This window comes from Candidatus Nitrosotalea bavarica, from assembly GCF_900167955.1.
In the GTDB taxonomy this organism is placed as follows: Archaea; Thermoproteota; Nitrososphaeria; order Nitrososphaerales; family Nitrosopumilaceae; genus Nitrosotalea; species Nitrosotalea bavarica.
The window spans coordinates 59685-72058 of the sequence record NZ_FUYK01000013.1; the positions used below are offsets into that span (position 1 = coordinate 59685).

16 protein-coding genes are annotated in these 12374 nt (G+C 35.6%); 6 read left to right on the top strand and 10 right to left on the bottom strand.

The features are described 5' to 3' along the window. Positions 1-167: 167 nt before the first annotated feature. Both C0Q33_RS08670 and C0Q33_RS08675 read left to right on the top strand, forming a co-directional pair. Positions 168-1427, top strand: a complete 1260-nt coding sequence (locus C0Q33_RS08670) for a PKD domain-containing protein (protein WP_101478202.1) — start codon at positions 168-170, stop codon at positions 1425-1427. 170 nt (positions 1428-1597) lie between these two features. Then, on the top strand, positions 1598-2140 hold the full coding sequence (locus C0Q33_RS08675) for a hypothetical protein (RefSeq protein WP_101478203.1): 543 nt from the start codon (positions 1598-1600) through the stop codon (positions 2138-2140). A gap of 14 nt (positions 2141-2154) precedes the next feature. Here C0Q33_RS08675 and C0Q33_RS08680 read toward each other — a convergent pair whose 3' ends face one another. Further along, positions 2155-3486, bottom strand: coding sequence for an HD domain-containing protein (locus C0Q33_RS08680; protein ID WP_101478204.1), 1332 nt, complete (start codon positions 3484-3486; stop codon positions 2155-2157). A 50-nt stretch (positions 3487-3536) separates the two neighbouring features. Then, on the bottom strand, positions 3537-4451 hold the full coding sequence (locus tag C0Q33_RS08685) for a hypothetical protein (protein ID WP_133121062.1): 915 nt from the start codon (positions 4449-4451) through the stop codon (positions 3537-3539). Between the two features lie 139 nt (positions 4452-4590). Here C0Q33_RS08685 and C0Q33_RS08690 point away from each other — a divergent pair, with 139 nt between their 5' ends. Continuing rightward, the gene (locus C0Q33_RS08690; protein ID WP_101478206.1) at positions 4591-5094 is read left to right on the top strand and encodes a PEFG-CTERM sorting domain-containing protein; all 504 of its coding nucleotides are present in this window, start codon (positions 4591-4593) and stop codon (positions 5092-5094) included. 48 nt (positions 5095-5142) lie between these two features. Here C0Q33_RS08690 and C0Q33_RS08695 read toward each other — a convergent pair whose 3' ends face one another. The 6 genes from C0Q33_RS08695 to C0Q33_RS08715 all read right to left on the bottom strand — a co-directional run bounded on the left by C0Q33_RS08695 (position 5143) and on the right by C0Q33_RS08715 (position 9222). Then, positions 5143-5394, bottom strand: a complete 252-nt coding sequence (locus tag C0Q33_RS08695; RefSeq protein ID WP_101478207.1) for a hypothetical protein — start codon at positions 5392-5394, stop codon at positions 5143-5145. Positions 5395-5444: 50 nt separating this feature from the next. Further along, on the bottom strand, positions 5445-5573 hold the full coding sequence (locus C0Q33_RS09620) for a hypothetical protein (protein ID WP_281258851.1): 129 nt from the start codon (positions 5571-5573) through the stop codon (positions 5445-5447). Positions 5574-5684: 111 nt separating this feature from the next. Continuing rightward, positions 5685-6758, bottom strand: coding sequence for a patatin-like phospholipase family protein (locus C0Q33_RS08700; RefSeq protein WP_101478208.1), 1074 nt, complete (start codon positions 6756-6758; stop codon positions 5685-5687). A 221-nt stretch (positions 6759-6979) separates the two neighbouring features. Continuing rightward, a complete protein-coding gene (locus tag C0Q33_RS08705) occupies positions 6980-7786 on the bottom strand; it encodes a CBS domain-containing protein (protein ID WP_101478209.1) in 807 nt (268 codons plus the stop codon). Positions 7787-7903: 117 nt separating this feature from the next. Then, positions 7904-8689: an alpha/beta fold hydrolase gene (locus C0Q33_RS08710; RefSeq protein WP_101478210.1), complete on the bottom strand. Its 786-nt coding sequence runs from the start codon at positions 8687-8689 to the stop codon at positions 7904-7906. A 92-nt stretch (positions 8690-8781) separates the two neighbouring features. Next, on the bottom strand, positions 8782-9222 hold the full coding sequence (locus C0Q33_RS08715; protein WP_133121063.1) for a hypothetical protein: 441 nt from the start codon (positions 9220-9222) through the stop codon (positions 8782-8784). A 191-nt stretch (positions 9223-9413) separates the two neighbouring features. Here C0Q33_RS08715 and C0Q33_RS08720 point away from each other — a divergent pair, with 191 nt between their 5' ends. After that, the gene (locus C0Q33_RS08720) at positions 9414-9899 is read left to right on the top strand and encodes a poly(R)-hydroxyalkanoic acid synthase subunit PhaE (RefSeq protein ID WP_101478223.1); all 486 of its coding nucleotides are present in this window, start codon (positions 9414-9416) and stop codon (positions 9897-9899) included. A gap of 3 nt (positions 9900-9902) precedes the next feature. Then, a complete protein-coding gene (phaC, locus tag C0Q33_RS08725; RefSeq protein WP_101478212.1) occupies positions 9903-10976 on the top strand; it encodes a class III poly(R)-hydroxyalkanoic acid synthase subunit PhaC in 1074 nt (357 codons plus the stop codon). A 17-nt stretch (positions 10977-10993) separates the two neighbouring features. Here the strand turns inward: phaC and C0Q33_RS08730 are convergent, their stop codons facing one another. Then, positions 10994-11410 carry a hypothetical protein gene (locus tag C0Q33_RS08730; RefSeq protein WP_101478213.1) on the bottom strand — a complete coding sequence of 139 codons (417 nt, stop codon included), beginning with the start codon at positions 11408-11410 and terminating at the stop codon, positions 10994-10996. Continuing rightward, entirely contained in the window at positions 11407-11826 is a 420-nt protein-coding gene (locus tag C0Q33_RS08735; RefSeq protein WP_101478214.1) for an AbrB/MazE/SpoVT family DNA-binding domain-containing protein, read from the bottom strand. Before C0Q33_RS08735 ends, C0Q33_RS08730 begins: the two co-directional genes overlap by 4 nt. Positions 11827-11880: 54 nt before the next feature. Here C0Q33_RS08735 and C0Q33_RS08740 point away from each other — a divergent pair. After that, positions 11881-12374 (top strand): aldehyde dehydrogenase family protein (locus C0Q33_RS08740; RefSeq protein ID WP_133121064.1); only part of this gene is annotated, 494 nt, incomplete at its 3' end.

The following is a 12374-nucleotide window of genomic DNA, read 5'->3' on the forward strand; positions in this document are numbered from 1 at the left end:
AGTAAAGATCTAAAAAATAAATTACTTGTTTTTTGTCTAAAAAAGGATCATTTCGAGCTCCAAAATCCATTTTAAAATAAAATCTCTTGCCAACTTTTTTAGCGATCCTAGCTAACAAATCATTTAAGAGAAAGGTTTTTAATATTCGGAAAATTAGAACACACAAGTTGAATTCAAAAGCAATTTTTGCAGTTTTGGCAGTTACATTATTCTCACTCGGACTATCTTCAGTTTCCGCATATGGTGCAACTGGAATGATGGCTTCAAATACTGAAACTGTAAACGAGCAAACTGTTATCACACTATCTGGTGAACAATCAACTGATCCTCACAACCAAAATGTTTCCTACAATTGGGAACAAGTATCTGGTGAGCCCGTAACTTTATCATCTAACTCTGATGTTGATGTTAGTTTTACAACTCCTGCTGTTGCAGCTGGTGATTCAAAAGACCTTGAATTTGCACTGACAGTAGTTAATCCTCAAGGGCTTTCAAGTATCACATCATTTACTCTTCATGTTATTCACTTTAATCATCCTCCGGTAGTAACAACTGATCATGAACTAACCGTGATGGAAGGAAATCCGATTACTCTTATGGCCACCGCTACTGATCCAGATGGTGATGCCATGACTTATGCATGGACTCAAGATTCAGGACCAATGGTGACTTTGACTAATCCAACTGATCTAAATACGATGTTTACTGCACCATCTGTTGATTCTAGCGGTACTGCAACTTTACACTTTACTATATCTGCAAATGATGGGAATGGCGGTATTGGTTCAGATTCTGTAACTGTAAATGTTATTAGCGCTTCTCCTTACAAGATTGCTACATTAAGTTGTGGACCTATAATCAGATCCCATGCAGGTGGTTCGGCAACGATAACAGAAACTATAGACAATCCATCTACTTCTCCACTTACATATCAGTGGGCTCAAATCTCTGGTAGTCCAATTCAACTCTCTTCTGCAACTGATTTTGCTCCAACAGTAACTCTTCCAACTGGTTCTGGTGGCAGTGTATATGATTTCCAATTAACAGTTAGTCAAAGTGGTACAGTTGTAGGAACTTGTGAACAATATGTTTATGCTGCATATCCTGAACCAGGTCCAGCACCACAAGCTGATGCAGGTCCAGATCAAGTAGTTAATACTGGAGATATAGTTACACTTGATGGTACAAAGAGTATAGGTGGATACTTGACATTCTCATGGACACAAGTTTCTGGTGACCCAGTACAACTGCTAAATGCAAATACTGCCCAACCAACATTCACTGCACCAACTGTCCCTCTTGGCGGATCTGAGACCCTAGTGTTCACAAATATTGTCAAGAATTCATTTGGAAAAGATGGGGCTATGGTAACCATTACAGTGGTACATCCATCATTACCCCCAACTGCTGTAATCACTCTAAAGTAAATTAGTAGAATTTTTTCTACAACTTGATTTCTATTTGTATCTGATTCTTGTTTAATTGGGACTTCATATGAAACTATGACACCATTTTAAGAGGTGGGAATGTTTGAAAACCTAATTACCTTCATAGTAATAGTTAATCGCTTTTATCTGGGTAAATTCTGATTCATATGTTGTCAGAAGATCTAATGGGAGCAATCCAACAAATTCTGATTCTTGGCAAAGGTGATCAAGGAAGACTGGAATATCTTCTTGAACTTTTACAAAAAGGAAGGCCACTTCCAGATTCAGATAAAAAATACTTGCAAATCATGGTGCCTCTCTATCTAGGTCCACAAGACCCTGAATCTTATCAGAAAAATGTAGAATTTGCAATAACAAAATTATATGGCGAGATAAGAGAACTTGGCGAAAAAATGACTGGAATTCAAAGAAAAGGATTTGAAAAATATGTTGGCCGAAAGGCAATTTTATTTTTTATTACAGTCTTTGTACTCTGGAATGCCTTGCAATCTTATGTTCTGCCAATTCTGTCTAATTTTGTTCCAAATAGTATGATACAGTATGTATTTCCACTGAACTTGATAGCAAATTATCTTAATTATGGTCAAGTTGTTTGGTTTGCGTTTTTGATAATTTCTATATCGTGGCCATTTATTGGTTTGATACATCTAGTAAAATTCATCAGATCCAGAAAAATTTCAAATAATGTCTAATGAGAACATTCTATCTATTGTAATTCTCTACGGTAGTAATCCCAGCGTTCTGGATCGAATTGTTTTACAAATTCAATCTCCTCTCCCCTCTTGACACGACTTGATATTACGTCTCGTAACGCAAAACTTGTAAGATACTTGTATCCTTTTGCTAGAGATTGCATGTTGAACAACAACCTCATCTCTCTTCCACCGCTTTGTCCCCAATATCCCATCCTTATTGCAAGTGGTTCCATGAATGCAGTATTATTTAATCCATAGTTTACATCCTTGATCTCAGAACGTAATTTGTATGTCTCAAGAGGTCCGCCTTTTGTAAACCCTATTACCGGACCATTATCGCTTCCTAATCTTAATGTGTTAAGTATGGTATCTTTGGCCATAACTGATTCTGTAAATTCATCATTTTTGAATCGGAGTGGTTTTGGCAATTGATGATAAATTTCAGATAACGTATTTATAAAATCTGGATCCTGACGTCTTGATGTGGGCTCAATTACTGCAAAAAATTTTGCGTTGTCATAAACAAGCGATCCCTCAATCTGAATTTCTTGCTCTCTTAATCTCATAAAAGCTAAGACATTGTCCGTAAAATTTTTTCTCATGTCTCTTGGAAGTGCACGTAAAACCCTTTGATACATCTCTGCATCATTATTGAGAAGATCCTCAAAATATGCAACTGATCTTCTAACAATATAATATGGGTGCCAAGCTAAAGCATGAGCGTTTTTCTGTGCCATCTCTAATGCTTTTGTAAAATCACCAAGAGTATATCCTGCAATTCTATCTGTAACTGAAAGAAACCATCCTAACTTCTTATAATGCTCCTTCTTAGTTTCGTCTTCCTTTGTAACTTCAATTAGGTTAAGACAATCTTCAATTTTCTTTTCTGTATTATCTTTGATCTCTCCACTCCAAGGGTATGTGGTTCGGTGAATTAATGCGGCTATCAAATTTTTATCAATATTTGCATCTTTTAGTAATGAATTTAGTTTTTCATCTGTCATGACAAATTTAATGGCGTCTTCTTCATGTGGCTTGTCTACTTCTTTAAGAGGATCATAATCATGAAAGAGGGCTGCAACAAAAAGGTATGGGAAATCTTCGGGCTTTAGAATACCATGCATGCATTCCCATTGGGCAGCAAGTAAAGTGACATAGGTCACTTCTAATTCATGAATGATATTATGATAGCCATAATAATCGACACCTAAACCCTTTGACTCGAATAAATCTATTGTATAATCTAAAATCTTAGAAAAGCATTCTCTTTTAAAACCATTAGTAACCATAATGCTTTGAATTTCTTCACGTAGAGATACAGGATCCTGGTTTTGCAACAACATGAGTGTAATTGAATATGATGGCTTTAAGTTCTCGCTCGAATTTCCAACAATTATGCCTTTGAGGAGACTCTCCTTTTTTGGTAAATTGATAATAAAACTACAACTGCTATGACAGATATTCCAATAATGCTTACATTGGAATAATCAACAAACCAATTGGCTACAATAGTCTTTGGTGAATTGACAAATACTCCAACTGATTCCTGATTTCCACTTCCTATGACCTGACCTTGCCATCCTGTAAAGATGTGTTTGACAAGAATGTCATCACTGGGCATTATGGACACGTATGCAATAGTCCCGGAATCATACCATCCTGTTCCAAGTGCTCGTCCAAAATTAGAAATTACCTTGACATAATATTGTGCTGTATATTCTAGTTCAATTTTGTGCATGTTTGACATGTGAATGATATGGGATTTGAAAGTCCCTGATTCTTGTCTTGAAATTACATCAATATCTGAACTATCCAATGACCATCCGCTAAGCTGTTGTCGTGTGTCTTCTTGATCTGATTGTATCATATACGGTACAATGATCTGTTCATCTGAACCTTCATCAAACCAGTTATCATTTGTGGGAGATGGCGGAGAGAAATTTATATTGCTTATTTCAGATGTAATGATTTCAAATTGAGGTTTTGCCAGAAAAAATATAGTGTGATTAGAATCTGTCAAAATATCTAATGTGAAATTTCCATCAGATGCTCTTTGGATGGGAACAAATGGACCATTATCGATATAATATCCTTGCAGGTTGAATCTGGTAAAATTCTCATTTGTCCAAGAATATTGCTGTGAAATTGTATATTTTTGGTTGCTATTTACAAGAATTGCATGAGTCTTTGATGTATCGTTAGTATAACTAATAGTGATAGTAATCTTTGGTTGACTATCTTGATAATCTGCTACTGCATAACTTTCATAGAATACCACCGAGGATAGCATTACTATGCCTAGGAGCATTCTCGAAAGAATCACATGGTATCTTGTCAAAAGCAATTTTACCTAATATTTTGCTAGAGCGGGCCTTATTTCCAATTTTCTAGTCTGTAGATGCACACTTACTAGCAAAAGTCAAATACGACATTAAAAAAAAGAACACATGCAATGGGGCTCATATGCAATCATGACTGTTATCATCTTTTCAATAGGTGTGGCTCCTGTATTTGCACAAACGCCACAACAATTTGCTGTCAAAGATGCACGAAGTGGTCAATCATCTGTTGTAAATTATAGCATAACTGGAGCAACATTAGATACTGTATCAATTAACCATCAGGATACATCAATTATAGTCTTCATCAAGTCGGCTAGTGATGGAAACTTGACGATTTCCATGCCAAGGTCTCTTATTGATGCCAAAGTAGGCACTGGCGATGATCAATTCTTTGTTCTAGTTGATGGGGCAGACACTGATTTTACTGAAAGTAAGACCAATACTGATAGAACTGTGACTGTGTCATTTCCTCAAGATACTCAGCAAATAGAGATTATTGGAACGCAGGTAGTTCCAGAATTTGGTGGATTGGCCTTTGTAGTTCTTGTAGTTGCAATAATTTCAATAGTGGTAATATCTGCAAAAACTAGACTAAAGTTTAGTTTGTAAAATATTCTTCTTCATACTATTATTCTTTAATTTTGATATTTGGTTTTACTAGCTAAAGCCTGCACCAAATTGATCTCCCTGTTGCAGAAGATCCGCAGAGTCTGAACCTTTTAACTTTAGATACAAAAATGCTTCATTTACAAGTTGGATTGCCTGTTCTTCGTCTAAATGAAATTGTTTTTTTGCAAAATCTTGATATTTTTTTAACTTTGCATTGTCTTGCTCATCTAAAGATATTCTATCTGCAAGTATCATGGTTGATACTTCTTCAATTTTAGAGTCATATTGAGAATCTGACATTACTCTATAAAACCGACTCTCACTTTTAAGTGATTGTTATATTTTTAAAATCAAGATTTTTCTGAGGAGTCATCTTCTTCAAACTCGTCATCTAGAAATTCATCGAGTTCATTTTCGCCGTTTTCTGAAGATTCATCGAGAAATTCTCCGCCTTCTTTGGGTTTCTTTTTGTCGCTCATTTGTAATGTCTACTTGCTAAAACTCTTTACTTATAACTTTTGAAAATTATGGCATGAACCAACTGGCTATGAAATGATACAAATATTTTCTATTTTCATAATTCTACGATATCAGTTTTTTCCAAAATCTGCCAAGATTTTTAGAGCATCTCTTTCACCATTTTGTATGAGTTTCTTTACCGTATCTACTGAGAAATCCGCATCTTCAAATATGTAGTGCGATTCTTCTTTTCTTTCAACTCGAACTATCTCTTTGATAATGGCGCCACGCTCACATGCAAGTCTATGATAATCTGATTCTAATTCATCAAACTTTTTCTTGTTTTTTTCATCAAGTGGTGTGGATTCTAAAATGTCATGCATTTTTTTAATCATTAGTATATATCTTGAGATTATTTTGGACATTCGTACTGATTGGTCTGTCTTGTCTGTATGCATTATGTCTCTTGCCCTGTGCCATGATTCTGACATGTTACGGGGAAGCTCCTCTTGGTTACGGGGAAATAGATTGACTATGATGACTTTTTTGTCACAAATCGGAGATGCGTCTATTACTTCTCTTAGGGGAGTATTGCTCAAAAGCGTCCCATCCCATAGGTACCTGTTACCTACTTTTGTCCAAGAAATGCCATAAAATGGATATCCGGCACTTGCAAGAACATGGTCTGATGTGAAGTTATCATATTTGCTATCAAATGTGGATGGTTTTCCATTTTGAACATCAGTAGATGTTACTATCAGTCTAGGCCTTGACTTTTCTTTAAGCTTGGAATAGTCTACAAATGTTTCTAAGGTCTTCTTCAAAGGCGTAATGTCATACAGATAGGGGAAATTATATGTAAAATCAAGAGATGGTCTTAACCACAGGGGAAGAAATGCGTTTGAATTTCCCCACATGGCAGAATAGATTGAGGATGAAATCTCTCTCATCTTATCTGAAAGAAAATGGGGTGTTACAGTCTCTGCTAAGGTCAACCAAAACGCTTCTAGATCTTTTGCTGGGTCATCGCTTTTACTTGCAGCAATTATGGCTGAATTTATTCCTCCAATTGAAGTACCTGCAACTACATCTAATTTTATTTTGAGTTTATGGATGGCTTTGTAGACTCCACACTCATATGCTCCAAGAGAGCCACCTCCTTGTAAAACTAGAACATTTTCCTCGCAGTTTTTTGCTATGGACAATTTTAATCTGTTAACTCTATCTTGGCATTAGATTATGATGCTTTCTATGATTCTCAAAAAACCATCAGTGTAAAAACTACTATGGGACTAGTTACAAGTTTTGTTCTCTATGTATCCATAATGCTAGGATAGTGAAGATAAACATAGGGAATTCACGCCAAAAAAGATTCATAGATGTTCAAAAACCTATCTCTTTCTAATTTCAAGTTTGATATTCTAAATTATGACAAGTTATCAGAATTTAGAATTAAAACCATATCCCATGGACTGATGACTTTGTCATTTATTCTAAGATATGGTGATTTCATATCCTGCATAATTTTGCATGCCTCGGTGATTGTGATATTTCCTGGTACATTTTTTGCCTCTTCTAGACTAAAAATATCTGATTTCATTCCTAAGAAGTCTTGCTCATCTCTGAGGCAGTTGAACTCTCTGACCAGTTTTTGTATGATTATTCTATCGTTAATGTAAAAAGAAGTGCCTTCTAACACTAGTTTTCTAGTATCGTATTCAAACATTCGTTGTATAATCTGTCTTACTGTATCATTTTTATGAAATGTGATTATCTTTTTTGTGGGAATTGCAGAGACCGTCGTATTGATTTTAAATGACGTGCCAACTTCAAGAATCTTTCTTGCTGAGATTACTGAATATCCTTTATACTGATTTGGTATTATGGCAAATGCTCTTCTAGTCTCTAACCATTGATTTACTAATTCTGAAAATTTATTCTTTGAATTCATGATGACAAGATTCTTGCTCATTACATCTCCGATCTTTGTCTTGTCAAGAAATTCTGAGGTTTGATTTTCTAGAATTCCTTCTAAAACTTCAATTCCTCCTACTATGCCAACTGGCTTGTCATTACTTGTAACAACTAGGGAATCAGTTAGTGTTTCAAGGTGATGAGGAAGAAGAGTTGCAGCTTCACCTAATGTATCCTCAACTCTGATACTTACTACGGGTGTGGAAAATATTGATTCTGGTAATACTTCTTCTAGTGATTTATCTCTCAATATGTTCATGGTATGAACTGTTCCCTCTCTTGTAAAATGCTATTACTCATACTAACACTTTTGATATTATCCTTATTTACATTGATTATGATTCTCACGATTGATTTTATTATATGTGACAATTTATTATGCAAGAAACTTGATCACCAACTCTGAGAGTTTTTCTGGGTCTTCCACATATGGAGAATGCCCGCATCCCTCCATTGGGATGAATTTACAATTGTTAATTGATTCCACAAATTGCTGTGAATATTCATAAGGTATGAGCTTGTCTTCTTTTCCCCAGATTAACAAGGTGGGAGCTGTAATCTTTCCTAGTTTTTCAAAAATATCTGGTGCATTTTTGAGTCCTAATAATGTGGAAAGAAATACCATTTTTGCATTTGGTTTTGACATGTTGTTTAGAAACCTCTCAATTGAAATCTCTGATACTTGTTTGCCTGGACCTACCATCATTTGATACGCATTCTTTATAGCTTCCTTAGTTGGATATAGTGCTGCCATGGTGTATGCATCAAGTACTGGGGTAGATTTTCTCATTATTCCAGCAGGAGAGATCAGAATAATCTTCTTTATTATTGGACTTTGAGAGGCAGCACATTCTATTACCACCTGACCTCCAAGCGAAGTTCCAATCATGGACGTATTTTTAATTCCTAGAGAATCCATAAAATCAAAAACAAATTTTGCAAAATATTCTGGGGTGTAATCTGCAGTAGGCTTGTCACTCTGCCCATATCCTATCATGTCTGGAACAAACAGGTGAAATTTTTTGGCCAAAAATGGCATAACATTACTCCATCTTTCTGCATACCCACCTAGTCCATGTAGTAGAATTAGATTCCGATCGGATTTACCATCTTCAAAATATCTTATTTTATTTCTATTTACTGTAAGAAACTTTTCATCCATTTCATATTTTTGGGTTTTATAAGCAAAATAAGGTTTTGTTGGTACTAGTTATGACTATTTGATGAGAACAATTTACAAAAAAGATCTAGCGATCAGCTTTTCTTAGGTATGAGGGCAGAAGTATACTCTAACATCTTTGCATATTCTGCCAACATAAGTTTTACATAATTATCATATGTCTTCATACCTGATATGGTATTGGTAACAAATGTTTTCTGAAAATTATTTGCCATATCTATATCTAAGATCGTATACTTTGTCCAGACTTTGAGATATTTATCAAAACCCTCTATGGCCTTATGGTCCACTCCCATCTTGTCAAGTAACTCCTTTTCTGCAATATAGCAGGTTCCAAAAAAGTCTCTAGCAATACGCAAGTATTCCTCCTGAATATTGGCAAAACTTTCAATAAATGAAGGAAGTAGACTTTCAACTTTCATTATTACTTGATTTGTGTTATCTCTCATTACGTCGCATACTGATAGAACTGGCATGTCTTCTCTCTTATTTTCTTGAGATTCTGTCTTGCTCATTGTCATACAGTTACTTGTTAGAACTTATTTTTAACAATTAGCTATTTCTTTTTTGACTGACAACTGAAGTAATCTCTATATGTGGTGAAAACCATTACATTCTACCTATCATGTCTATTCCACCCGATTTAAAAAAATCACTTGCTGATTACAAGCATACCTCCCTATTCTGGACAGATTTATTATTTTTGATGTCTAATAAGCAACAGACTATTACAGCTACTGGCCCATTTCGAAAATTTGCTGTTACTGCCAAAAAACTGAGTACTGAGACAATTGAAATGAATGAAGACATGACTGAATTTAATTCAAGACTTACAGCTTACTACAAACAGCTTGCTGATACATGGAACGAGGCTCAAAAAGAATACTCCCGAAAGGTACCAGAACTTCCAAATGATATAGAGAATATGGAAGCATCAAAGCGCATATGGATTGATATGTTTGAAAATTATTTTACTAAACTCTTTGATTCATCTGAATTTGCTGAAAATTTTGGTAAACTTGTGACAAGTGAGCTTGAGATTGCAAAACACTGGAATAATATGACTGCCGCATTACTTGAAAGCGCAAACATGCCTACCAAAAAGGACATGGATGAAGTGTATCAAGAATTACATTCTTTGCGAAAAAGAATTGCCAAACTTGAAAAAATAGCAGACAAGGAAGTAACATAAAGAATGGCTAACGAGATTAGAATAGATCCTAAACTATTGGCAGAATTCATTACACTAAACAAGAATATTCTAGAGGCGCCAAACCTTGCCCAGTCTCTTGAAGAAATAAATCTTGAAGTAACTCCATATGAGGTGGTACATTCTGAAGATAAAGTTCGCCTACTTCACTTTAGCCCATTAGCTGACCAACAAATGAAGACACCACTTGTAATAGCTTATGCTCTAGTTAACAGATTTCATATTTTTGATATTCATCCAAAAAAGAGTTGGATAAGAAATCTGCTAACTCAGGGAGTCGATGTTTATCTTATTGACTGGGGCACACCGACTCAAATTAATCAACATGAAGGATTTGATGATTATGTCAATGGGTATATGGATAATTGCATAGATTTTGTAAGAAAAGAATCTTCATCTGATAAAATCTCGCTTCAGGGATATTGTACTGGAGGAACACTTTCTACTGTATATACATCACTTTATCCGAAAAAAATTAAAAATCTAATTCTTACATCCCCGATAATAGATGGAAGGCGTGACAGTACTGTTGTATCAAATCTTGCAAAACACATGGACGTTGACAAGTTGGTAGATACCGTAGGCAACATGCCTCCTGAGCTTATGTATTATGTCTTCTCTATACTCAAACCGTTTGAGCAGGGTATGGAAAAATATTTGAATTTCTTTAAAAATATTCATAATAAAGAATATGTTGAGAATTTTATCCGCGTAGAGAAATGGGTTAACGATACACCTCCAATACCGGGAGAACTCTACAGGCAGTGGATAAAGGACGTCTATCAAGATAATCTTCTTATCAATAACAACATGTACGTGGGGGGAAAACAAATATCTCTAAAAAATATCACAGTGCCACTTCTCACCCAAGTTGCTGTGGGCGATCATCTTGTATCTCCTGAATGTAGCATGCCTATTCATTATGCGGTATCTAGTGACGACAAAACTTTGAAAATCTACCCAACTGGGCATGTCGGTATGATAGCTAGTTCATTTTCTCAGAAAAAAGTTCTTCCCGAGTTTGTCCAATGGTTATCTGAAAGATCTGAAAAAAAATAAAAAATTAAAGATTTAATCTAGTTCTTGCTTGGAGTCCATGCTGAGAACCATGATTGTAGTATATTTGCATCCATAGTTGTGAATGCTTTCAAGTTATCATTGAATGTCTTGATGTTTTGTCTTGCTGCTTCCATTGCTGTAATAACTGCCTTGTTTTGTACAGAAGTAGTCTTTACAATTTCCTCTGTTGCATCATTGATTGCTTTTAGGAAACTTGGTGGAAGATTTGCATTAAGACCGCTCTTTGTTGCTGCCTCGTGCTGGAATTCGATTGCTGATTCTACTGCATTTTTGTATGATGTAGCGAATTCCTGTTGAAGGTTAGACACTGCTTGAATGTACTGTGCAACACTTTTTTCTGCTTCTTCAAAATAACGATTCACATTCTGCTTGTATACTCCATATGCTTCTTTTGTTGTATCTGCTTTGCTCATTTTTTCACCTCCGGTTGTGATTTATTTTTGTAGATTGGAACTACTATTACCTGGACCAGATCATTTTCTCTGATTCCAATTGCTTCTCTTTCTGCTTCTGGTATTGAAATGCGTCCGTTACTTCCAACTGTTGTCTTAAAGGCTCCCCATGATGAAAATTGAGGTAATCCCTGTGCAAGATTAAACCAATTGAACATTGATTTTGATCCTGACTCGGCAGCAGTCTGCACAAAATCTGCCTGTGCTTTGGTTGTAGTATCGGCCATTTCTTTTAGTGCTTCAAGTGGATTGGATTGATTATTGCGGTTCATCATGTCGCCAAAGGTTTTCATGAAGTCCATCTGTGCTTTACCGCTTTGTTGAATCCAGTCTCTGAACATCGCTGTTGGGTCTGGTTGGATATAGTTACCATTCATTGGTTGTAGAAACCAACCAAAGGTATATAATAGTATTGTTTGGAATCCAAATTAATGTCTATTAAGACAATCAATCCGTCCACTGAGGAGGTAATTGCAGAGTATCAAGTAATAACGGAATCTGAACTTAAGAATAAAATTACTAAATCTCGAGAGGCCTTTTCCAAGTGGAAGGTTGATCCAAAGAAAAGATCAATGTTTTTGCATATTCTCTCTGCAGAACTTAGGAAAAACAAAGACATGCTTGCAAAAACAGCTACTCAAGAAATGGGTAAGCCACTAAAAGAATCGCTTGCCGAAGTGGAAAAATGTGCATGGGCCATGGAATTTTATGGTGACAATGGTGAAACGTTTCTAAATACTGAAGTTGTAAATACTGATGCAAGAAAAAGTTTTATCGCTTTTGAACCAATTGGAATCATAGCAAGTATAATGCCGTGGAACTTTCCATACTGGCAGGCATTAAGATTTGCAGCTCCATCACTTATGGCCGGAAACACAATTGTTCTAAAACCTGCAAGTGTTACTATGCAATGTGGTATTGAAAT